21 protein-coding genes, 1 tRNA gene, 2 pseudogenes and 2 other annotated features are annotated in these 20,952 nt (G+C 51.4%); of the genes and pseudogenes, 11 read left to right on the top strand and 13 right to left on the bottom strand.

Features of this window, described 5'->3' with window-relative positions; genetic code table 11:
• Positions 1-10 precede the first annotated feature (10 nt).
• The 6 genes from V6936_RS02135 to V6936_RS02160 all read right to left on the bottom strand — a co-directional run bounded on the left by V6936_RS02135 (position 11) and on the right by V6936_RS02160 (position 3,352).
• Positions 11-367 (bottom strand): type IV secretion system protein VirB3, encoded by a 357-nt coding sequence (locus tag V6936_RS02135; protein ID WP_336579318.1) that lies wholly within the window; start codon positions 365-367, stop codon positions 11-13.
• A 3-nt stretch (positions 368-370) separates the two neighbouring features.
• Positions 371-694 (bottom strand): conjugal transfer protein, encoded by a 324-nt coding sequence (locus V6936_RS02140; protein ID WP_336579319.1) that lies wholly within the window; start codon positions 692-694, stop codon positions 371-373.
• A gap of 320 nt (positions 695-1,014) precedes the next feature.
• Complete coding sequence (locus tag V6936_RS02145; protein WP_336579320.1) at positions 1,015-1,677, bottom strand: lytic transglycosylase domain-containing protein; 663 nt, start codon at positions 1,675-1,677, stop codon at positions 1,015-1,017.
• 9 nt (positions 1,678-1,686) lie between these two features.
• Positions 1,687-2,364 carry a TrbM/KikA/MpfK family conjugal transfer protein gene (locus V6936_RS02150; protein ID WP_336579321.1) on the bottom strand — a complete coding sequence of 226 codons (678 nt, stop codon included), beginning with the start codon at positions 2,362-2,364 and terminating at the stop codon, positions 1,687-1,689.
• A gap of 89 nt (positions 2,365-2,453) precedes the next feature.
• Entirely contained in the window at positions 2,454-2,789 is a 336-nt protein-coding gene (locus tag V6936_RS02155; RefSeq protein ID WP_336579322.1) for an H-NS histone family protein, read from the bottom strand.
• Positions 2,790-3,019: 230 nt separating this feature from the next.
• Complete coding sequence (locus V6936_RS02160) at positions 3,020-3,352, bottom strand: plasmid mobilization protein (protein ID WP_336579323.1); 333 nt, start codon at positions 3,350-3,352, stop codon at positions 3,020-3,022.
• 48 nt (positions 3,353-3,400) lie between these two features.
• Here V6936_RS02160 and V6936_RS02165 point away from each other — a divergent pair.
• Positions 3,401-3,466 (top strand) — tRNA-Leu (locus V6936_RS02165).
• A 381-nt stretch (positions 3,467-3,847) separates the two neighbouring features.
• Positions 3,848-3,958: a sequence feature (AL1L pseudoknot), on the bottom strand.
• On the opposite strand, the pseudogene V6936_RS02170 reads toward V6936_RS02165, so the two are convergent.
• Both V6936_RS02170 and V6936_RS02175 read right to left on the bottom strand, forming a co-directional pair.
• Positions 3,872-4,234: pseudogene (locus V6936_RS02170) on the bottom strand (IS3 family transposase); the annotation flags it as partial. (Overlaps the previous feature by 87 nt.)
• Before the next feature lie 412 nt (positions 4,235-4,646).
• Complete coding sequence (locus tag V6936_RS02175) at positions 4,647-6,110, bottom strand: aminotransferase-like domain-containing protein (protein WP_240208550.1); 1,464 nt, start codon at positions 6,108-6,110, stop codon at positions 4,647-4,649.
• A gap of 233 nt (positions 6,111-6,343) precedes the next feature.
• On the opposite strand from V6936_RS02175, the gene V6936_RS02180 reads away from it, so the two are divergent.
• Genes V6936_RS02180 through V6936_RS02195 form a run of 4 tightly spaced genes read left to right on the top strand, consistent with a single transcriptional unit; the run spans position 6,344 to position 9,501 of the window.
• Positions 6,344-7,243: a PLP-dependent cysteine synthase family protein gene (locus V6936_RS02180; RefSeq protein WP_336579324.1), complete on the top strand. Its 900-nt coding sequence runs from the start codon at positions 6,344-6,346 to the stop codon at positions 7,241-7,243.
• Positions 7,236-7,895 (top strand): serine O-acetyltransferase, encoded by a 660-nt coding sequence (locus V6936_RS02185; RefSeq protein ID WP_336579325.1) that lies wholly within the window; start codon positions 7,236-7,238, stop codon positions 7,893-7,895. The genes V6936_RS02180 and V6936_RS02185 overlap by 8 nt, the downstream gene beginning before the upstream one ends.
• Positions 7,895-8,743 carry a DMT family transporter gene (locus tag V6936_RS02190; RefSeq protein ID WP_039944133.1) on the top strand — a complete coding sequence of 283 codons (849 nt, stop codon included), beginning with the start codon at positions 7,895-7,897 and terminating at the stop codon, positions 8,741-8,743. Before V6936_RS02185 ends, V6936_RS02190 begins: the two co-directional genes overlap by 1 nt.
• 20 nt (positions 8,744-8,763) lie before the next feature.
• A complete protein-coding gene (locus V6936_RS02195; RefSeq protein WP_240208556.1) occupies positions 8,764-9,501 on the top strand; it encodes an alanyl-tRNA editing protein in 738 nt (245 codons plus the stop codon).
• Between the two features lie 99 nt (positions 9,502-9,600).
• Positions 9,601-9,727, bottom strand: a sequence feature (AL1L pseudoknot).
• Here the strand turns inward: V6936_RS02195 and V6936_RS02200 are convergent.
• Positions 9,641-10,003 (bottom strand): annotated as a pseudogene (locus tag V6936_RS02200) (IS3 family transposase); the annotation flags it as partial. It overlaps the preceding feature by 87 nt.
• 163 nt (positions 10,004-10,166) lie before the next feature.
• On the opposite strand from V6936_RS02200, the gene V6936_RS02205 reads away from it, so the two are divergent.
• Positions 10,167-10,790, top strand: a complete 624-nt coding sequence (locus V6936_RS02205) for a glutathione S-transferase family protein (protein WP_003799093.1) — start codon at positions 10,167-10,169, stop codon at positions 10,788-10,790.
• An 85-nt stretch (positions 10,791-10,875) separates the two neighbouring features.
• Here V6936_RS02205 and V6936_RS02210 read toward each other — a convergent pair whose 3' ends face one another.
• A complete protein-coding gene (locus V6936_RS02210) occupies positions 10,876-11,775 on the bottom strand; it encodes a LysR family transcriptional regulator ArgP (protein ID WP_240208557.1) in 900 nt (299 codons plus the stop codon).
• Positions 11,776-11,887: 112 nt separating this feature from the next.
• On the opposite strand from V6936_RS02210, the gene V6936_RS02215 reads away from it, so the two are divergent.
• The gene (locus V6936_RS02215) at positions 11,888-12,502 is read left to right on the top strand and encodes a LysE/ArgO family amino acid transporter (RefSeq protein WP_240208558.1); all 615 of its coding nucleotides are present in this window, start codon (positions 11,888-11,890) and stop codon (positions 12,500-12,502) included.
• A 251-nt stretch (positions 12,503-12,753) separates the two neighbouring features.
• Here V6936_RS02215 and V6936_RS02220 read toward each other — a convergent pair whose 3' ends face one another.
• A complete protein-coding gene (locus tag V6936_RS02220; RefSeq protein ID WP_003799101.1) occupies positions 12,754-13,155 on the bottom strand; it encodes a RidA family protein in 402 nt (133 codons plus the stop codon).
• 143 nt (positions 13,156-13,298) lie between these two features.
• On the opposite strand from V6936_RS02220, the gene V6936_RS02225 reads away from it, so the two are divergent.
• On the top strand, positions 13,299-14,201 hold the full coding sequence (locus V6936_RS02225) for a LysR family transcriptional regulator (protein WP_003799103.1): 903 nt from the start codon (positions 13,299-13,301) through the stop codon (positions 14,199-14,201).
• Between the two features lie 151 nt (positions 14,202-14,352).
• On the opposite strand, the gene V6936_RS02230 is transcribed toward V6936_RS02225, so the two are convergent.
• Positions 14,353-15,636 carry a pyridoxal phosphate-dependent aminotransferase gene (locus V6936_RS02230; RefSeq protein WP_003799106.1) on the bottom strand — a complete coding sequence of 428 codons (1,284 nt, stop codon included), beginning with the start codon at positions 15,634-15,636 and terminating at the stop codon, positions 14,353-14,355.
• 417 nt (positions 15,637-16,053) lie between these two features.
• Here V6936_RS02230 and V6936_RS02235 point away from each other — a divergent pair, with 417 nt between their 5' ends.
• Positions 16,054-16,542, top strand: a complete 489-nt coding sequence (locus tag V6936_RS02235; protein ID WP_003799107.1) for a MarR family winged helix-turn-helix transcriptional regulator — start codon at positions 16,054-16,056, stop codon at positions 16,540-16,542.
• Positions 16,539-17,315, top strand: a complete 777-nt coding sequence (locus V6936_RS02240) for a HEAT repeat domain-containing protein (RefSeq protein ID WP_240208559.1) — start codon at positions 16,539-16,541, stop codon at positions 17,313-17,315. Before V6936_RS02235 ends, V6936_RS02240 begins: the two co-directional genes overlap by 4 nt.
• Positions 17,316-17,339: 24 nt before the next feature.
• Here V6936_RS02240 and V6936_RS02245 read toward each other — a convergent pair whose 3' ends face one another.
• Positions 17,340-18,464, bottom strand: coding sequence for a metallophosphoesterase (locus V6936_RS02245; protein ID WP_131070696.1), 1,125 nt, complete (start codon positions 18,462-18,464; stop codon positions 17,340-17,342).
• 386 nt (positions 18,465-18,850) lie between these two features.
• Between V6936_RS02245 and V6936_RS02250 the strand changes: the two genes are divergently transcribed.
• Entirely contained in the window at positions 18,851-20,926 is a 2,076-nt protein-coding gene (locus V6936_RS02250) for a catalase (protein ID WP_003799113.1), read from the top strand.
• Positions 20,927-20,952 lie beyond the last annotated feature (26 nt).

A 20,952-nucleotide genomic window follows, 5' to 3' on the forward strand; every position in this document is an offset into this window, starting at 1 on the left:
ACTTACTCCTTTATTTGTGGCGCCAGGGTCGGCGCGCTGAGAATGAGGTTGGGGTGTAGCTGGAACCATTCCAAAAACTTTTATTGCGGTTTTTGAGTCGTGTCTTCAGCTCCAACCCCCAGATCTCGAAGGCTTTGTCATCAGATTTTGTAATCCAGGCCAGCCATGGGATTACAAAGATCAAGGTGGCCCACATGTACAGACCGATGAACATGGCCAAGATGGCGACAGAGGACAAAGTGCCGAGGAAGACCATGGTGGGGACTCCCATGAATGTTGGCTTCCTACCTAAACCGTTAAACACGAGATAGTGAAAAGGCTTTAGTTCAGTTTCGTCATCGTCGTAGTTGTCTGGGTTGTTTGCCATGTCTTAACCTCTCCAGAGCAGCGCCACGATTTCGATAACTGAGCCTGCGCCAATAACGCCAATAGCCCAGCGTGTGGCATCTTCTTTACGCATGACCTCAGCGGAGTACAGGACCCAGATCACCAGACCGGCAATCACGCAGGCGATGGGCAAAATAATGATAAGAGCGTCACGGAGCGCTTCCAGTGTCGTTTTTGCTTTATTCAAGCCCCCAATCGCTTGGGCATAGGCCATATTGGTGGTCAGCATTGCCACAATGGCCGACTGGTAAACATGGCGCACGACATGGTTTTGCGCTAAACGGGTCAGGTATTGCTTAACAAACATGCATAGCTCCTTGGCCTGGTGTCAGAAAACACCGGGCATTTTGGTTAAGAAAAGGGATGTGTTTGCCCGAATGGGCACTGATAAAAATCTGGTGGCTGGCACTTGGGCCATAAGCAAAGAGGTGCTGCCTCTCTGAGCTCTCTGTCCTCGTCAACTCGATCCTAGGGAACTTGGGCTACGAGCCGTCGGCTCTTCGTCCCTGTCTTCGGAAATAGCGTGAGGTTGCTCCTGCTGCATTAAGGGGGCTTGTTCCCGCTTGACGCGGCTGTGGGCCGCACTAACCCCTCGATCCGCTTGTCGCTGGAGAGTGCTTGGAGTAGTTAGGCAGAGAGTTGTACTAATACTGCTGGCGTGACTTCGTTTGGTTCAGGAGGTGCTGAAGCTTTTCCCTCAGAACTCTTGAAGCCGTCGGTGATTTTGTTTCCTGTAAAGCCATCCGGCTTCCCTGCTCTTTGGGGTCGGGGCTGCTTAGGTTCTGCTGTTACGACTACAGCGTCATTTTTGATGGCTTTGATCGCTGGTATCTTCACCCCAGCCTGCGCCAGGACTTTCCCGACATATCCATTGCTGAAGCCTCGCTCGAAGTTGCCTGTGTTGTAGCAAGATAAGGCCGAACGTAAAGCCCGTTGCTCATCGGTTGTTTGCCGTAAGGATCGCTGATAACAGTCCGTCAGCACTTTTTGAGCAGCTTGCAAATTAGTGCAGGGATCAAAGACTGTTTCTGTCGTCAATCCAAGCCAAGACCAGTTCCGAACATTGATCTGACCAAGACCTGCATCAAAATCAATGCCACGATCAATGAGATCGTTAGCAATTTGTGCGGCTTGTTCGTAGTCAGTTGGTTGTTTGTCCAGTCGTTTACCTTTGTTTATGCCAATGGCATATACCTGGGCCTTAGATTCATGGCGTACCAGGGCCGATAACGTCGTTTCATGAATGTTGGGCGCACATGTGGCGGCCAAAAGCGCGAATTCTGCTAGCACGGCTCTCTCTCAATGGTTGTTCCCAGTGCCTGCGGTGTCGTCGATATTGCGACGAGGATCTTCAAACGAGTAGTGCCAATTGTTGGCCCAGCTACCAGTATGTTCAGCATCCCATTTTGATTGGGCTGATACGTAGCCTCTGGCCGGAACCCAATAGCCCCCACGATTTGGATCACCGACGTACTTAATGCTCAAGTCGTATGTCCATTCATGATCGTTGTAGACAACGCAGTAGCTGGGCAATTTAGTTAGGGTGACTGTCTTGATAAGGGACAAGTCCCGAATAGCGGGTATGTTCAGATAATTAGAGCCCACCATCCGGTAGCGGTAGATGTCTTGCCCATATGTCGCATTGAGATAGTCAGGATCGCATTTGCCTGCTCCGCGAGAGATGGCATCCATACGTGCCGACATGCCGGGTTCAGATGCAACTGGGCACATACTTAGGAAAAAACGTCTAGCGTCTACAGTGGCCTCCCAGTCGAGCATGCCTTTGGCGTATTTGCGAATGTCAAAGTAATGATCGAGAGAGGCGGCGCATTCGCCTGGTTGCAGACTGCTGGATAAGCATAGGACGGCTTCACAAGCCAATCCGGGAAGTCCAGTCAAGACTTCGGACGATTGAGCATAAGAGGTGGACGCGCAGGCCAACGCCAGCGCACCCAATGAAATGGGGAGCTGTTTCATGATTATTCCAAATGGATAGAAGACGATGGCGCTGGGCCACAGAACGACTGGAAGGGAGAGGGCGGAAGGGGAGATGCCCTTCTTTTGTATTACTGCGGGTTGGTTGACGGGGTGGGAAGCAGGTAGCGTTCACGCGACTCACCTGCGGCTTCAGCTGCTTTCATCCAGCCTGGGGTACGGCCTCTGCCTGACCAAGTTGCACCGCTTGGGTGTTTGTATTTGACTGTGGGCGAGGCATTTGGCTTAACACCTGGATGGCGAAAGGCCTGTGCAATCTCGTCCATGGTTAGGTCGTTGTCCCGCATGGTTCGTACGATGTCAGCAAGTACATTCTGGCGGGTCTTGCGTTTGATAACTTCCGCTTTACGCTGAAGGCGGGAAATTTCTGCGTTGATTTCTGAAACGGTCTTGAGGTCATTGATCATGATGATCCTTGTTGTTGTGTTAACGAGTGAGCCATCTCCAGAGTGACGAGCAAAACTTGGTGACGACGGCAATCATAAAAACCCACATGAATAGGTGTGCAAGAAAGGCGATCGCTTGCAAGATCCAACTCCCGCCAGACTCAGGGATAGAGTTCCAGGCAGAAAGAACAATAAGTGTTGCGACTACTCCGAGGATGAAGGCACGACCACTTGATTGTTGCTTGCCTTCTTTAGGTGCGGGTTCCATATGACATCTCCGAGTGAGCTGGCATGTATCCCATGGTCAGCATGTTTTTGTGTACCTGGCTGACTTGTTCGGGTTGGATCAAGGTCCGCAGCAGTATCAGGGTTTCCATTTGAGTGGCTGGCGAGTGTTGATCCAGTAGATTCTCTAGAGCATGGCGCAGTGACGCCAGCTCTGATTGCATGGATTGAGAAGTGGTCAGCAGTTGGCGGGCATATTCTGATGAAGATAGCCCGGCTAAGGCCGCTGCTTCGCTTAGGTGTTGGCGTTGCGATGGCGTTATGCGTAAGCGCAACAGTTCCGACAGAGGTTCTGCCATAGGCTGCTCCTGATAGTGAAAAGGGTGAGAAATGACGCGCTCATGACAGGAGTCATGTGGAAAGGCGCGCCAACTGGTGATTGTTAGGGGGTTCAATTCCCCCCGACTCCACCAAGAAATCCTGAAAAACCAATGACTTAGCGGTCATTGGTTTTTTCTTTTTGGGGCTGTTTTAGCATGGGCTGGGCACGATCATCAGATGACCTTTTTAATAGCAGATCCAGCAATGGCGGGACTGAATGCTTGTTCGGCCCTGGACTCTGTCCCAATGTCCGCGTCCGGCATCCATCTTCCATAAATTCTGGCGATCATTGTTCAGTCACTGCTGCCCATCTGACTGAGCACCCACAACGGGTGCTCACCCGCCGACAGCATCATGGAAGCATAGGTGTGGCGGGTTTGGTAAGGGCACCTGTAACGCCCATCTGCTTTTTTCAGAATTGATACCCACACTTTCCGAAACTGCTGGTCGCCAGTCCAGCGTGGCCAATTCTACGGCAGCCCTGGTTTTTCAGTGCGCTCGACCCCGTAGACGCCCCGGTGTCGGTCTATATAGGCATTTACTTCTTGAGCTCGCGGTCGAGTGCCGCCTGGTCAATAAAAGCGCTGGCCGACTCCAATAACTTGTTGGTCCGGCGTAGCGCCCTGTTTTCGCGCTCCATGCCTTCCTGCGTTCGCGTTCGCTGCTGGTCATGCCATCACGCCTGCCGCTGTCGATCTCGCTGCGCTTGACCTAATCGAGCAAAGCGGACGGTACGCAACCGATGTTCGGCGCAATAGACTCAACACCCGCCCACAGCGACGGGTACTCACCACGGTGTGCTCCTGTACCAAGCGCACGACACGCTCACGGACTTCAGGGGGAGCTTGTTCGTGCCCCATTCCCTCGACGCTTGGAGCCTACTCTAAACCTGGGGCGATTCATTTCATGCGATGGAAAAGCCCGTAAGTTTCCAAAGGCTTAAGCGCTCGATAAACCTGCGTTGGGGCCGTTTGGACATGTTCCCGCAGTTTGTCTAGGAGGGCATCAGCGATTAAGAGTGCGTCTGACTGCTCCAATGTCATAACGACTCGTTGCTGATTGATGATAGGTTGTATCCCAAGTACACATCATTATATAAACATTATGTTATAACGTAGCAATTATGAGGCGAAGTTATGTTCTCACAGGGATATAAACGGACATTAAGTAGGTGGACGAGGAAAAAAATTGCGGATAGAAAGTTATTGTTCAGACGAAGCGGCCCAGAGGTGGCTAAAATTCAAAGAATAACGTTTTGAATAAAAACTCTTTCTACGGCTTATGTTGAATGGATTCATGATTTCGATTTGAAGATATGCCAGTCAGTGCACATGCCTTAGCGCCGACACGTTCAATAGCAAAACGATATTTTTCATTAAACGGATAGCAGCATGATATTCGTAATGCGTTGTTATATCGAGAGTTAGGTGAATATAATGCGCCTGGAGTAAGGCAAATATTTTCTTTAAGCATCTCGATATGTAGCTCAACGGTATCTATATTTCCAGGTATTTCTACCCAGAAAACAAATCCACCTTGTGGTTTTGTGGTGCGGGTTCCTGCAGGGAAATAGTTCGCTATTAGCGATTGTGCTTGAGCCATATTTTGTTGGTAGCGTTTACGTAGTTTTCGCAAATGATGATCGTAGCCACCAGATTCTAAAAATAAGGCGATGGTCTCGCACAGTAACCTAGACTCGGTCATTGAAAGCTGGTTTTTAAGACGCTGTACTTCTTGATTGAAGCGTCCAGCGCAGATCCAACCAATTCGGAAGTCTGGGGCTAGGGTTTTAGTGAAACTTGAGCAAAAAATAATCCAGCCATCGGAATCAAATGCCTTAACCGCTGGTAAGGTTTGATCAAAATGAAGTTCACAATACAGCCCATCTTCAATAAGAGGAACCTGATATTTGTTCACTAATTTGGCCAACTGTTGCTTGGATTTGAGAGGCATGCTGCAACCAAGAGGATTGTGCAAATTAGGCATGCAGACAATGGCCTGAATTTTATGGTCCTTCATTAATAACTCTAAAGCTGTAAGGTCTAAGCCGGTCTCAGAATCCGTGGGAACTTCAATTACATTCAATCCTAATGTGGCTAATAAAGGTATTAAATAAAAATAAGTAGGGGACTCTAGGGCAACGCAATCACCAGATTTGGTGGTTGCCAAGAGCGCCAAATGCAATGCATCTATACAACCGTGTGTAATAGTGATTTCGGTGATATCAGTAATAGCACCAACATCGAGCATCCGTCTGGCTATCTGGTGTCGTAAATTTAAGCTACCAGGTGGCAATGCGTACTCACAAATCATATTGTGTTGGCGCCGGACGATCTGACTCATGATTCTACTCAGCTTTTCACTTGGATAAAACTCAGAGTCATGCTTTGGGCAGGCTAGAGAAATATTTGTGAAAGCTGGATTTTGTTGAGTGGCAAAAGTCGTTTCAATTAGCTGCAATACGCCTTGAGTAGGAGGTGCGCTGGCACTTTCTATAGGAAACGTTTGTTTAAGGCGAGGGACTTGTTCACGTACATAAAAACCTGATTGTGGCCGTGCCTGTATCAGTCCTTGGTCTTCTAAATGGCGGTATGCGGCAACAACAGTGTTGGCACTAACTGAGTAAGTTTTTGCGGTTTGCCTTACCGACGGAAGTCTTGAGCCGGCTTTAAAAGTTCCTGAGCTAATCGCCTGGTTTAGCTTATTACTCAACGTCAAATACAGTGATTCATCCATAGAATACTTCCTGTAAATATAGGGTTGTATAGGCACGCTCGGCCATTTTTTTGACTTCCGGTCTATCTATAGTCAACTGTAACCATAACAATAGCCTAGCACTGCTGCTATATCAACTAAAAAATTTAGATTAATCTTAGGTGGATGGATATAAACAAAACTGTTTAGGAAAAATTCATTTTTATTATGTTTATCTAAATAATGATTGGGTAGAAAAGTATTAAGGGCTGGCTATGACTGAGTTGCTAAACTATGTGGGAAATACTCCAATTATAAAAATAGAAAATATATTTAATCCAGATAGAGCTGGTGTTTATGTAAAGTTAGAAGAGTTCAATCCTGGTGGGAGTATTAAATCTAGACCTGGAGTGCATATGGTATTAGATGCACAAGAAAAAAAATTATTAACGAAAGACAAAATAATTCTGGAGCCGACAGGTGGTAATACTGGTTTGGGAATTACTATTGCCGCTATAGCTTTGGGGTATAAAGTTAATTTAGTAATTCCTGATAACTTCAGTAAAGAGAAAATAAAAAATTTAGAAAGTTATGGGGCCAAAATTATATTGTCTGATCACAATACTGGGCCAGGGTCGCATGTTAGGCTGGCGAGAGAAATATTGAATTCTGATAATAATTATATTTCTCTAGATCAGTTCTCTAATCCAGCTAATCCTTTGTCGCATTATTTGACTACCGGGCCAGAAATTATAAATCAATTGAAAGTGCGTAAAGTGGATGCTTTTGTCGCTGGAATTGGAACTGGCGGAACTTTAATGGGAGTGGGTAGGTATTTAAAAGGGATTAGTTCGGACACAAAGGTAATAGGTGTTCAACCCAGTGGATGTGATTTTAAAAATAATATTTTTATTCAACATAAGATTGAAGCTATAGCGGTGGGTTTTATTCCTCCAATAGTAAATTTTAATCTTATTGATCATATGATAAATGTTGATTTCAATGAGGTAATGGAATTGAGGAGTTGGTTAAGTAAAAATAAAGGTATTTTTGTAGGTGTGTCATCAGGAGCAAATATTCTTGCTTCTCTTAAAGAGGCTAAAAAGTATAAAAAAGGAAAGATTGTTGTTACTGTTGCCCCTGATAGTGGTAGGAGCTATATAGGCTATGAGTAAATGTAAAAATATGCCTATGCTTGCTATTTCAGATGAGGAGATAATTCTTTCAAAAGTGGTTGGGGTGTTAAGTAGATATAGTATTTATTATTTGAAAAGGAGTGAGATTCTTGATTTATGTTCAATGTTAATTATGGATATGAACGCGTTTCTTGAGAAAGATCCATCTGCAAATAATGATTATAGATTTCTTTTGCTGTCTTATTCGTCATTTGATGCGGTGATTGGATACCGGATATCAAATTATATTTTATTTAATTACGGAAAGGTTATCGAAGCAAAAAAAATATCGGAATATTTTAAGGTTAGAACAGGGATTGAGATACATCCAGCAGCCAGTATAGGTCATAGTTTCGTGATTGATCACGGGGTTGGTGCGGTAATTGGAGAAACTTGCGTTATTGGAGATAATTGTTATTTTTTACAGCAAGTTATTTTAGGCTCTTCTCATATTGCATTTAACGAAAAAAAAAGCCGCCACCCTATTGTTGGGAATAATGTTGAAATTGGAGGGTTTGCTCGAATTTTTGGTAAGGTCCGTATTGGCAATAATGTCAAAATTTCACCTCACTCTATAATTAGAGCTGATATTCCTGATAACTGTTCAGTAGTAATGGAAAGTAATGAGCAGAAAATAATTTTGAGAAATTAATGAAAAGTCGTTCGTTTTTTTTAACTATTTTTTTTGTTTCATGTCTGGCGACCGGAGGGATATTTGTAAAATTAAGTGATTTGGGGCCTGTTGCAACTGGGTTTTATAGGGTTCTATTTAGCATTCCAATATTGTATCCATTACTTAAGTTTGAAAAAGGAAATCATTTATCTATAAGAGATAAGTCGTTGATATTTGTTGCTGGTATGTTCCTGGCAGGAGATTTAATTTTATGGAATATTTCTTTTCATTATACAACGGTAGCTAACGCAAACTTATTGGCTAACTTAGTTCCATTTACTATTGTTCCGGCTGCTTATTTTATTTATAAAGAAAAAATTTCTCGTAATTTTTTAATTAGTTTGCTGGTTACATTAATTGGGTTAGTGGTTTTGATAGAAGGGAAGGGGGATTTATCGAACGGTAGCTTATATGGTGATATGTTAGCGTTCGCTACATCTATTTTCTATGCTATTTTTTTGCTTATTGTTTATAAGGTCAGAGAAAAGGCAAGTGCTATTCAGGTAATGTATTACAGTGCATACGGATCTATAGTGGTACTTCTTATAAGTAGCCTTCTCATGGAAGGAGTTTCCTATCCTAATGATTTTGAAGCTTTGTGGCCATTGTTGGGTTTGGCCATATTTTCTCAGATATTAGGGCAAGGCGGTCTTAGCTATGTTTTAGGTGGTATATCTGTCAACTTAGCTGCTGTTCTCGTTCTGATGCAGCCTGTAATTTCAGCGATTTTATCTTATTTTATTTTTTATGAAACATTAACTGCACAAGAAATGTTTGGAATTTTTATTGTATTGACAGGTATTTTTTTAGTAAAAAAAGAAGGTTAAAAGATATTGAAAGGTAAATAATGCGTACAACAATCAAGCGTTATTATGAAAAGCCAGAAGAATTAGAATGTAAGGCTAGAATAGTGGGTATCTATGATTTAGCAATTGAGCTTGATCAAACTATAGCGTACCCGGAGGGTGGGGGGCAAGAAAGTGATCATGGCAAGATTCGATTGATTGAGAACCCTAATATAGCTATCGAATTTAATGATGCTCAAATTTGTGATGCTATACCTATTTTTATTGATGGGTTTTCAGGTATAAAAACTGGTGGAATAATATTGCATAAAGTTGAAAATAGGGATGGGTTAATTAATTTTAACGTTGGTGATGAGGTTTTGTTGAGAATTGATCGTGATCGTAGAAGAAAAATGTCTTTAAACCATAGCGCAGCGCATATTTTGTACTGGGCTATTGATCTATGTCGTCCTGGGGTAGTTGGAAATACGATTGGTTGCCACATTAAAACTGATGGTGCCAGATTAGATTTTTTGGTTGAAGACCGTTTCAATCAAGAGGAAATAAATAAGATTGAAGAGCTTGCTAATGAATTAATCAGAGGGGGATGTTCGATAACGATGAGTTCACGAGAGGACTATCCGGATGCCCGTTATTGGGAATGTAATGGATATGTAATACCGTGTGGCGGGACGCATGTAAAAAATACTAACGAGCTGCCTCTGCTGAAAGTGCAGAGGAAGAATATTGGTAAAGGTAAAGAAAGATTGATTTTAGAGCCTATAAGCCAATCTTCTTAAATGAGTTTTCTTCTCTGGTTTCATATGAATCACTCCAGGAGTCGAGGAGCTGTTTGGTTAAAATACGGCCTTCACCGGCACAGCGCGCTAGAGTGGGTACGGTGATAGAGTTTCTTCAGCGCGCTTGACGATGGCTCCGCTCGACCCCGTAGACGCCCCGGTGTCGGTCTATATAGGCATTTACTTCTTGAGCTCGCGGTCGAGTGCCGCCTGGTCAATAAAAGCGCTGGCCGACTCCAATAACTTGTTGGTCCGGCGTAGCGCCCTGTTTTCGCGCTCCATGCCTTCCTGCGTTCGCGTTCGCTGCTGGTCATGCCATCACGCCTGCCGCTGTCGATCTCGCTGCGCTTGACCTAATCGAGCAAAGCGGACGGTACGCAACCGATGTTCGGCGCAATAGACTCAACACCCGCCCACAGCGACGGGTACTCACCACGGTGTGCTCCTGTACCAAGCGCACGACACGCTCACGGACTTCAGGGGGAGCTTGTTCGTGCCCCATTCCCTCGAAGCTTGGAGCCTACTCTAAACCTGGGGCGATTCAACAGGGCGAATGAGAGCCTGTTTGTGATGCTCCGTGGTCCAAGCCTCGCATCATTTTTCCCGAACCCGGGATTTACAGCGTCATAATGGCCTCTTTAACGACAATAAAAGAGGAGCACAAGATGGCACGTTGGGTGTTTTATTCCGCAGCAGGTACCTGTGCGCTGGCAACACACATTGCCTTGTATGAGGCAGGTGCGGATGTCGAGGTGGTCAAGCTGGATTTCGCGGCTAATCAGCAGCAAAGCCCGGAGTTTTTGCGTATCAACCCCAAGGGGCGTGTCCCGGCGCTGGTGACTGAACAGGGGACATTGACTGAAACTCCGGCTTTGCTGGCCTTTGTGGCACAACGCTTTCCGCAGGCACAGTTGGCGCCTCTGGACGACCCTTTTGCTTTTGCTCGTTTGCAGGAGCTCAACAGTTATCTGGCATCGACGGTGCATGTCGCCCATGCACACAAGCGCCGGGGTGCCCGCTGGGCCGATGATCCCGCGGCCCACGAGGCCATGCGCCTTAAGGTTCCACAAAATATGACGGCGTGTGCTGCCTTTCTGGAGTCCCTTATTGTTGGACCTTGGGTGATGGGCGAGCAATTTACCGTTTCCGATGGCTATCTTTACACCGTGGGGAGCTGGCTTGAAGGCGATGAGGTGGAGATGAGCAGATTCCCCAGGCTGGTAGCCTATCTTCAGCGGGTTGGCGAGCGTGAGGCTGTGCGCAGAGCCGTGGCCGAGGCGGCGGCCTGAAGGCGTCGTGCTGGATCGAGCGTGCCGCGCACGACCAGACTGGGGCCGATCAGATCAGATCGGGATGGATCCGATCCGTCCTTGATCAGTCCTGTACAGGGCCTAAAGAGCTGCTGGCGGCGTTTTGCAGCGCGGCACCTATATTACGCAAGGTGTCAGACCGGATCGCGGCATGCTGCCAGTACAGGGGGACATCCAGCCAAAGGCCCGGGGCGACCAAGGCCAGTTCCCGGGCTGCCAGAGCGTCGCAAACCATGGAGTCCGGGGCCAGGCACCAGCCCAGCCCCAAGGCTGCTGCCTTCACAAAGCCGGTCGAGGTGGGCAGATAGTGGATGGGGGGGGCAAGCGTCACATCGGTGATCTGACGTATAAAACGCCATTGCAACTCGTCTTTGCGATTAAAGACAATCATGGGGGCTTGAGCCAGTGAGTCTGCCTGTGCCCCTTGACTAAAGTGTCGGCTGACAAAGGCCGCCGAGGCAATGGCCTGATAACGCATGATGCCCAAAGCCTGAACCTCACAGCCTTGCAAGGGTGTGGGCTCGGCAGTGACCGCGCCCAGCACAGAGCCATTTCGTATCAGCTCCAGCGTATGGTCCTGGTCATCAACCCGTACATCAAACAAGTAGCCGTGTGCCTGACTGAGCTGGGCCAGAGCTTGAAGGAACCAGGTGTCCAGTGAATCGCTGTTGACCGCAATAGCGATGGGGCGGTTCGTTCCATTTTTCTCGGGCAGGAAATCGGCGAGGGCCTCTGCTTCCAGAGCCTGCATGGGACGGACACGACGCAGCAGCAGTTCGCCTGCCGGTGTGGGGCGACAAGGCGGTTGGCGCATGACCAGAACCTGCCCCAGCCTGTCTTCCAGTGCCTTGATCCGTTGTGAGACGGCAGAGCTCGTGATGTGCAGCCTACGTCCAGCTGCCTCGAAACTGCCTTCCTCCAGGACTGCTGTAAAGGCTCTTAGCTGTGGGTGCAGTAAATCCATGACAAGTCCGGAGTGATTAGTTTTGCTTAACTATGTAAAGAATAATTAGCTTTTCTTAATAGCTAAAGGATAGCACTATAAGGCGGTTTTCAAGTTCCGCGAGGGGAGCGGTATGTTTTTCTCTGTTGCAGCGACGGGTTTTTTGAGCGGAGCTGGCCTGATTATCGCTATTGGCTCTCAAAATGCCTTCGTGTTGCGGCAAGGTCTGGAGCGTCGCCATGTGGGTCTGGTGGTCGGTATTTGTGCGCTGGCTGATATTGTCCTGATTCTGGGAGGCGTTGCTGGTATTGGTACCTTGGTGCATGGGTGGCCAGGTCTGTTGCAAGTTCTGCGTTGGGGGGCCGCAGTCTTTCTGGCCTGGTATGGATGGAGGGCCGCCCAGCGGGCCTGGGCGGGCACGGGCAGTTTGCTAGCCGGTCAGGGAAGCGAGCGCAATCGCCGCCGTATAGTGCTAATGTGTCTGGCGTTTACTTTTTTGAATCCCCACGTTTATCTGGATACGATGGTGCTGTTGGGTAGCTTGTCCATGCCCTATCCGGGTCATTTGCAATGGGCGTTTGCCTTGGGCGCCTGTGCCGCCAGCCTGTGCTGGTTCCTGGCCCTGGGCTATGGGGCACGTTTGCTGCAGCCGGTTTTTCGTCAGTCCTTTGCTTGGCGAGTACTGGACGCCTGTATTGCGTTTTTTATGTGGGCCTTGTGCGCTTTATTGCTGTTGCGGCCGTTGTGAGAGTGAGCCAGGTTCTGCCCAGGCCCGATCTTTTTGTGGAACTCAAGAGTGGGGCTGCATCGTGGGACAGCTTTCTGAGATTCGATCGGCCCTGGCAAATGGTGTCCCCCGTCAAACAGACGTGCGGACGAGTCTGATGCAGACACCTTGCCTCCCACCCTGAGATGGTCGAGAGGGGGGAGATGGCCGAGGTGTCTACCGTTCGCGCCGAGAGGTCGGGATGGGGTTTGCTGCCCTGCATTGCCCGGCCTCTATTCACCCTGGGGAAGCTGGGCTACCACCTTGATCTCGAACTGAAAACCCGATAGCCAGGGCACGCCGAGGCCGGTCAGGGCCGGGTAGGGCGCATCACCCCAGTAATCTGGCAAGACTTTCCACAAGGTGTCCAGATTCTTCTCGGGGTCGACCAGAAAGAGGGTCACGTCCAGCACATGCGCGAAGGTGCAGCCAGCGGCCGCCAATACGGCACGCAGGTTCTCGAAGGCCAGACGCATCTGTTGTTCCAGATCGGGTTCGGGCGTGCCATCTGGATGGCTGCCCACCTGCCCTGATACAAACAAAAAGCCATTGCAGCGCACCGCAGGCGAATAATGAGCACGTTCATACAAGGCGTGGCGCTCAGAAGGAAATACGGCTTGGCGTAAGGGAGTCATTCGGGGTTCCTCTACCGGCTTGAGTGGGTGAAGTTGATCAAGTCATTTACTGTAGGCGTTGGGCGTGGGCGGATAAACCCTGGATGACGAACCACACTGTTTCTATAATCAAAACAATGACCACTACGCTTTGGAGATAATGCGTGGACCGTTTTGAAGCGATGCGCACCTTCGCCAAGGTGGTGGAAACCGGCAGCTTTACCAAAGCGGCTCAGGCCTTGCATATCAGCCGGACACGGGCCACGCATCTGGTGCAGCAACTGGAGGCCCACTTGCGGGTGAGTCTGCTCAATCGCACGACGCGCAAGGTCAGTCTGACCAGCGCAGGCGCCTTGTACGTGGAGCGCGTGCAGCAACTGCTGACTGACCTGGACAATACAGAACGGGATCTGGCGCACGTCTTGGCCTTGCCTGCCGGGCGTTTGCGAGTCGATGTGCCCAGCCCGTTGGCCAGTCGCGTGCTGGTGCCTGCCTTACCGTCTTTTTATCAGCGTTACCCTGATATTCAACTGGATATGGGGGTGGGTGATAAAGCTGTGGATCTACTCGATGAGAGTGTGGATTGCGTGGTTCGAGGTGGCCCGATTCAGGATCAGGCTTTAGTAGCCAGGCGAGTGGGGAGCTTGCGTCTGGCGATATATGCCGCCCCGGCGTACCTGAAGCGGTGTGGGACGCCAGTCCATCCTACCGAACTGGATAGCTCGCAGCATTCGGTGGTGGGCTATCTTTGGGAGCATCAGAACAAACCGTTTCCGTATGCCTTGCGTCGTCACAAGGAAAGCGTAGTTGTGCGGGGATGTAGCGGGTTGGCTGTCAACGATGGCAATGCCTATCTGGCAGCGGGTGAGGCTGGTCTGGGACTGGTTTGTCTGCCCGACTATCTGGCTAATGCAGCTGTGCAGGAAAACCGCTTGGTAGCCTTGTTTGCTGACTGGAGCATGGACCCCATGCCTTTGCATGTGGCGTTTCACCGTAACAAGCATACGAATGTGCGCTTGCGGGCGTTTATTGAGTGGGTTGGGGAACTGCTCGCGCCGCTCTCTTGAAAGCCGCAGCGGCGCATATCCAGGCAGGGGCGCTGCCGCTCCTGGGGTTGCGCCCGAATCGAGTGCGGTTGCTGATGCGTTTTTCCTGAATTGAAGTGGCTTATAAAAAAACCAAGGATGGGTCATCCTTGGTTTTTGGGCGAGTTCTCGCTTAGGAGGCGTCGGTACTGTCTACAGCGGCCAGCGGGGTTTGAGAAAACTCGGGGCGTTCCGTGCCGTGCTTGATCCGATACTCTTTCAGGAACTTGGCGATGCGGTTGATTGCCTCGCGCAAGTCGGGCTCGTGCGGCAAAAAGACCATGCGAAAGTGGTCGGGGTGGGGCCAGTTAAAGCCGGTACCCTGAACCAGCATGACGCGAGTGGCTTCGAGCAGTTGCAGGAAAAATTGACGATCATCCTTGATGGGATAAATTTCGGGGTCCAGACGGGGGAACATATACAAGGCAGCGTGAGGCATGACGCAGCTGACTCCCGGAATGGCCGTAATCAGCTCATAGGCCAGATCGCGCTGACGACGCAGACGGCCGCCTTCGCAAACCAGGTCATTAATGCTCTGGTAGCCGCCCAGCGCAGTCTGGATAGCCCATTGGCCGGGAACGTTGGCACACAGCTTCATATTGGCCAGCATGCTCAGGCCTTCGATGTAGTCGGCACCGGCTTTCTTGTCCCCGGAGATCACCAGCCAGCCGGCGCGGTAACCACAGGCGCGGTAACTCTTGGACAGGGAGTTGAAGGTCAGTGTCAGTACGTCGGAGGACAGGCTGGCCATGGCGGTGTGCTTCATGTCGTCGAACAGGACCTTGTCGTAGACTTCGTCCGCCAGCAGCACCAGATTGAACTCGCGTGCAATGTCCACCAGGGCTTGCAAGACCGAATCAGGGTAGAGCACGCCAGTGGGGTTGTTGGGGTTGATGACCACCAGGCCTTTGGTCCGCGGCGTGATTTTGGCGCGGATGTCGTTCAGGTCCGGAATCCAGCCATTGGATTCGTCGCACAGATAATGAACGGGTGTGCCGCCTGACAGGCTGGTGACAGCCGTCCATAAGGGATAGTCGGGCATGGGCAGAAGCAGCTCGTCCCCATCGTCCAGCAGCGCGTTGGTCGCCATGGCGATCAACTCCGAAGCGCCATTGCCCAGGTAAATATCTTCCAGCGTCACGCCCTTGATGCCCTGTTGCTGGGTGTAGTGCATGACGGCTTTGCGCGCGGCAAAAATACCTTTGCTGTCCGAGTAACCCGCCGAGTTGGGCAGGTTACGAATCATATCGAGCTGGATCTCTTCCGGGGCATCAAAACCGAACACCGCCAGATTGCCGATATTCAGTTTGATCAGTTGCTGGCCCTCGTCTTCCATTTGCTTGGCCCGGTCCATGATGGGGCCGCGAATATCGTACAAAACATTCGCCAATTTGCTCGATTTCTTGATGCTGTTCATGATGCTAGTAAACGGATTCCATGTGTGCTGCTGATGATCGGTGGCTGCCCGGAGCAGATCCTTATCCCGATGCCGGTTCAATGCCTTGCCTGTTCCGCCGGGGGCGGTGGGGCGGGTGCGGGGCTATGTCTGCAAGATGGCGTGTCATAGTCCGGCCAGCCTTATACCTTACCGCATGCGTGGGCCTGTCTTGTGCGCATCATCCTTAAAATTTGGCATTGTCGAGTTTTGGCGACACTCTGGAGGCAAAAAGTTTCCTGTTGGGGGGGGCAATGCCGAGCTTGGCGAGCCGGGGCGGCCGTGCCAAGGAAAAAGAGGGGGCCTGACGCTGGCACCGTGGAATCGTCTTTGTTATTGGGCTTGTTTTTGATGGAGTCAAACATTAAGATTCGATATCAAACTATTTGATATCGAATTATGAAACTGGACGCCAAATACCAAGCTCTGCTCTCTCATGCCCGGCAGCAAAAGGGCATCAACATTCAGGGTATGGAGCTCTGTTTTCAGCTCTTGTCTTTATCGGCCCGGATTGATCGGGATTGTGCGGCCTTGCTGGCCCCTCACGGTTTGAGCGAAGCGCGTTTCGTGCTGCTGTTTTTATTGGAAAACGCCCCCGAGGGCATGGCCTCCCACCGATTGGCCGAGCGGGCCGGAATTACGCGGGCAACGGTGACAACCCTGGTGGATGGCTTGCTGAAAGCGGGTTTGGTGCAGCGTTTTGCAGCCCAAGCGGATCGACGTTCTGTCATGGTGAAACTCAGTCCCCAAGGTGCTGAACTGGCGAAACAGCTGGTGGCAACCCACGCCCGCTGGATTGGTCAGTTGTTCAGCCATTTGTCGGCGGCGGAGTGCGTCCAGCTTGGGGCCCTGTTGAGCAAGGCAGCGGGTGGAGAGCAGGCATCATGAACACAGAAAATCGCATTGGCTATGCCAAAGTGGCGGATATACCGGCTGAGGTTCTCCAGGCTTTATCAACAGGAGAAATGTCGGCCGCTACCCTCACCGAGTCCTTGGCTATTGATCAGCGGGTGTTGGCGGCCGTGGTATTTCCTGAACTCGATGAGCACGCGGTCCGGCATATTCAGTCGCTGGCCCAGCTGGGCATACTCAAACGCATGAAAGGCCTGGGCGAGTATCTGTGGCAACGCTACGGCGAATGGGCCTGGAAGCGCTGCCTGGGTCATCGCGCCGATGTGGTGCGAGGTTGGGCCTGTTTTATGGTGGGCGCGCGTGAATCGCTAAGCGTGCCGGAACGTCTGGAGGCGTTGCGTCCCTTGGCGGACGATCCACACTTTGGAGTACGCGAATGGGCCTGGATGGCGTTGCGTCCCCACTTGGTAGCCGAGCTGGACCTATCGATCCAAACCTTGCAACGGTGGGCGCACGAGGACTCAGCGTATTTACGCCGTTTTGCCTGTGAAGCCCTGCGCCCCCGAGGGGTGTGGTGCGCACATATCGCCGTTCTGAAAAAGGAGCCAGAGCGTATGTTGCCCATCCTGCAGGTGTTGCACCGGGATGATAGCGTCTATGTGCAAGACTCGGTCGCCAACTACCTGAACGATGCGGCCAAGGACCAGCCGCAGTGGGTAAGGTCGTTATGCGCTCAATGGCAGACGCAGTCGCCGCAGGATAAGGCTGTGCAGCGCGTGTGCAAACGGGCGCTGCGCAGCGTGTCCTGAAAAGGGAAAGGGTTGCGGTCGGTCTTAAGGGGCGCGCAGGGTAATCAAGGTGATTTCTGATGCGCGTCCCAGGCGTAGCGGAAAGCCGGCCCATAGTCCCGCTCCGTAACTGACATACAGTTGCATGTTACCGACTTGATACAGTCCACCTACATAGCCGTCATTGGCCATCTGCACGATCTTGTGCATGCCCAGAATATGACCGCCGTGCGTATGGCCGGACAGTTGCAAGGCCACGCCTGCCGCAGCACTTGTTTTGGCGGTGTCTGGTCGATGGCCCAGCATAATGATGGGCATGCCAGCCGGAATACCGGCCACGGCAGCACCGACATCCGGCATGGGCTGCCCGTGCACCGCAGCCGACTTGTCGGTAATCCCCGCCAAGGCAAAGGCTGCGCCATTTCGCTGAATAATGCTGTGCTCGTTCAACAGCAAACGTAGCCCCAGACTCTTGAAATGCGCTATCCAGGGCTGGTACTGAGTGTAGTACTCGTGGTTACCGGCAATGACCCAGACTCCCTGAGGGGCTGACAAAGCGTGCAAGGGAGCCACATCGTCCCGACGTGCATCGACAGTGCCATCGACCAGATCCCCGGTAATGGCAATCAGATCTGGATTCAAGGCCTGTGTCTTTTCCACGATCGCCTCAATCCAAGGACCTTGCAGCAGGCGGCTGGCGTGCAGATCCGTTAGTTGAACGATCCGGAAACCATCCAGATCGGGTGGCAAGTCCTTAATGGTCACCTCGACCGTTTTCACCTCGGGTACTTGCACGGCTTGCCACACTGCTAGTGCGGACAAACTCAGCGCCGTGATACCCAGAGCGGCGCGCAGTGTTGGCGAGCGCAGCATTACCAGGCCAAGTGGCTTGTAAAGAACACGCATCAGCAGGCCGGTCAGATCCGTGAACAGGGTCAGGCTGGCGGCCAGCAGGACACTGCCAAATGCCCAGCCCAGGACCATGATAAGGGCGGCAGGGATCTCCGGCGAGGCGCGCGTGCCCCAGAACAGAGCAACCGTATAGTGATGCAGGGTGGCGGCCAGCGCCAACGCGCTGAGCAGATATTTGATCCAGGGCCGAAGTTTCAGAGGTTTGATCAATCGCCAGGCGACGTACAGGGCAAAACAGAGAGCAGCGACTTGAAACACAAGGTTATTCCAAAAAGAAACCGAGGCCGCGCAGACCGCGCGGCTGTAAAGAGGGGCCGTACAGAGCGACAGCACGTGCATGATGCCAGAGCTCAGCCTTTCCGGGCCGAATGCTCGCATAAAAAAATGTGGACATGCTTGATTACGTTTCGAGAAATCGATTCGCACATGCCTTGTGCAAAGCCTCTAGGCTCTTTTAAGACTGCCCGCTTGGTCAGGGTAGCGGTCCCGAGTGACAAGTGCCTTGTTCCGTCAGGAGCAAAGATCGTTTGCCAGCCTCTGGCCAGTTATGCGAACGCGTGGGCGTAGCAATGGTCATGCCATGCAGACCGGCTAAGGCCGCTTCTGAAGGAAGAGGTTTGTTATGTGATTCGATTGGAGGACATATGGTGACGAAAAAATCAGCGGCGACGAACAATCAGGACTCCCTGGGTCAGGGAGGGGAGTTGCATCAGGCGGGCCATACCGCCTTGACCAGCAATCATGGCATGCCGATTTCGGATAATCAGAACTCCCTGCGCCTGGGGGCTCGCGGTCCTACTTTGCTGGAAGATTTTGTCCTGCGAGAGAAAATATTTCATTTCGATCACGAACGCATTCCAGAGCGCATCGTGCATGCTCGTGGCACGGGGGCGCATGGCTATTTTGAGTGTACGCAGGCGATTCCGGAGCTGACCCAGGCCTGTGTGTTTCAAAAGGAAGGGCATCGGGTGCCGGTGTTTTGCCGCTTTTCAACCGTAGCGGGTTCCAAGGGGTCCAAGGACACGCCGCGTGACGTGCGTGGTTTTGCGGTCAAGTTCTATACCGAACAGGGCAACTGGGATCTGGTCGGCAACAATATGCCCGTGTTCTTTATTCAGGATGCCATCAAGTTTCCGGACCTGATTCATGCCGTCAAGCCCGAGGCTGACCGCGGTTTTCCCCAGGCGGCCTCTGCCCATGACACGTTCTGGGACTTTGTCTCGCTGATGCCCGAATCGTTACATACGGTGATGTGGCTGATGTCGGATCGCGCCTTGCCTCGTTCCTTTCGCATGATGCAGGGTTTTGGCGTACACACCTTCCGTTTCGTGAATGCGCAGGGCAAGTCGCATTTTGTGAAGTTTCACTGGAAACCCAAGCAGGGATTGCAGTCGACCTTGTGGGATGAGGCCGTCAAGATTTCAGGTGCGGATTCGGACTACCTGCGACGTGATTTATACGAAGCCATTCAAAGCGGCGCTTTTCCGGAGTGGGAGCTGGGCGTGCAGGTGTTTGATCAAGAGTGGGCGGACCGGCAGGATTACGATGTGCTGGACGCCACCAAGCTGATCCCCGAGGAGAGTGTACCCGTCAAGATTGTGGGCCGTATGGTGCTCGATCGCTACCCCGACAATTTCTTTGCAGAAACCGAACAGGTTGCTTTCCTGCCTTCCAACGTGATTCCCGGCATCGACTTTACCGACGATCCTTTGTTGCAGGGCCGACTGTTTTCTTACCTGGATACCCAGAAATCTCGACTGGGAACAGTCAACTTCCATCAGATCCCGATTAATGCGCCACGTTGCCCCTTTAGCAATATGCAGCGCGACGGCATGATGCAAATGCAGGTTCCCAAAGGCCGTGCGACCTATGAGCCCAACAGTCTGGATGAGGTCGGTGAGCCGGGTGGACCTCGTGCCCAGGCTCAGGGGTTTCGCAGCTTTCCCAGTACCGTGGAGGACGGGGCGAAACTGCGTGTCCGGGCAGAGTCGTTCGCTGATCATTACAGCCAGGCACGCCTGTTTTACCGTTCCCAGACGGAGGTGGAGCAGGAGCATCTGATTGCGGGCCTGGTCTTTGAGCTGTCCAAGGTCCAGCTCAATCATGTTCGCCTGCGCGTGCTCTCGCATATGCGGATCATTGATGAGGATCTGGCCAAGCGGGCTGCCCAGGGCTTGGGCCTGACGCTGCCGGCAGCGGCCAAACCAGCCCGCCCGCCAGTAGACATGCCACCGTCCAAGGCTTTGTCGATACTGGCTCAAAAGCCACCCGTCGCAGGCCGGATGCTGGGCATTTTGCTGACGGATGGAGCTGACAAGGAATTGCTGCAGATGCTGCTGACCGGTGCGCAGGAGGCGGGAGTGGCGGTCAAGCTGATTGCGCCTCAGGTAGGAGGCGTGACGCTGTCAGACGGGACGGCGCTGGCTGCCGATGAGAAGATTGCTGGGGCACCGTCGGTCCTGTTTGATGCGGTGGCCTTGTTGCTGGGACAGGGACAGGCCTTGAAACTGTGTACCAACAAGGCGGCGGTTGATTTCGTGGCCGATGCTTATGGTCACCTCAAAGCCATCGGTCACGATGGGGGGGCGCAGCCTTTGCTGGATCGGGCAGGCGTGTCGGCAGACAAGGGGGTATTCGTGATCAAGACGGGAGAAGACCTGCTTGGCAAGGTAGCCACGCGTTTCTGGGAGCGCCGTCATCAGGTCGATGGAATGGCCTGATAGCGGGGAAAAGGGGCGCTTTCGAG

This window comes from Alcaligenes sp. CHO6 (genome assembly GCF_037120595.1).
GTDB lineage: Bacteria > Pseudomonadota > Gammaproteobacteria > Burkholderiales > Burkholderiaceae_B > Alcaligenes > Alcaligenes ammonioxydans.

Excerpts from the sequence above, each read along its gene's own strand:
- V6936_RS02140 (WP_336579319.1), bottom strand. The coding sequence starts at position 694 with ATGTTTGTTAAGCAATACCTGACCCGTTTAGCGCAAAACCATGTCGTG.
- V6936_RS02230 (WP_003799106.1), bottom strand. The coding sequence starts at position 15,636 with ATGAACAGCATCAAGAAATCGAGCAAATTGGCGAATGTTTTGTACGAT.
- V6936_RS02185 (WP_336579325.1), top strand. The coding sequence starts at position 7,236 with ATGAGTAAATGTAAAAATATGCCTATGCTTGCTATTTCAGATGAGGAG.
- V6936_RS02220 (WP_003799101.1), bottom strand. The coding sequence starts at position 13,155 with ATGACTCCCTTACGCCAAGCCGTATTTCCTTCTGAGCGCCACGCCTTG.
- V6936_RS02150 (WP_336579321.1), bottom strand. The coding sequence starts at position 2,364 with ATGAAACAGCTCCCCATTTCATTGGGTGCGCTGGCGTTGGCCTGCGCG.
- V6936_RS02235 (WP_003799107.1), top strand. The coding sequence starts at position 16,054 with ATGAAACTGGACGCCAAATACCAAGCTCTGCTCTCTCATGCCCGGCAG.
- V6936_RS02135 (WP_336579318.1), bottom strand. The coding sequence starts at position 367 with ATGGCAAACAACCCAGACAACTACGACGATGACGAAACTGAACTAAAG.
- V6936_RS02195 (WP_240208556.1), top strand. The coding sequence starts at position 8,764 with ATGCGTACAACAATCAAGCGTTATTATGAAAAGCCAGAAGAATTAGAA.
- V6936_RS02175 (WP_240208550.1), bottom strand. The coding sequence starts at position 6,110 with ATGGATGAATCACTGTATTTGACGTTGAGTAATAAGCTAAACCAGGCG.
- V6936_RS02250 (WP_003799113.1), top strand. The coding sequence starts at position 18,851 with ATGGTGACGAAAAAATCAGCGGCGACGAACAATCAGGACTCCCTGGGT.
- V6936_RS02210 (WP_240208557.1), bottom strand. The coding sequence starts at position 11,775 with ATGGATTTACTGCACCCACAGCTAAGAGCCTTTACAGCAGTCCTGGAG.
- V6936_RS02205 (WP_003799093.1), top strand. The coding sequence starts at position 10,167 with ATGGCACGTTGGGTGTTTTATTCCGCAGCAGGTACCTGTGCGCTGGCA.
- V6936_RS02180 (WP_336579324.1), top strand. The coding sequence starts at position 6,344 with ATGACTGAGTTGCTAAACTATGTGGGAAATACTCCAATTATAAAAATA.
- V6936_RS02215 (WP_240208558.1), top strand. The coding sequence starts at position 11,888 with ATGTTTTTCTCTGTTGCAGCGACGGGTTTTTTGAGCGGAGCTGGCCTG.
- V6936_RS02240 (WP_240208559.1), top strand. The coding sequence starts at position 16,539 with ATGAACACAGAAAATCGCATTGGCTATGCCAAAGTGGCGGATATACCG.
- V6936_RS02155 (WP_336579322.1), bottom strand. The coding sequence starts at position 2,789 with ATGATCAATGACCTCAAGACCGTTTCAGAAATCAACGCAGAAATTTCC.
- V6936_RS02190 (WP_039944133.1), top strand. The coding sequence starts at position 7,895 with ATGAAAAGTCGTTCGTTTTTTTTAACTATTTTTTTTGTTTCATGTCTG.
- V6936_RS02160 (WP_336579323.1), bottom strand. The coding sequence starts at position 3,352 with ATGGCAGAACCTCTGTCGGAACTGTTGCGCTTACGCATAACGCCATCG.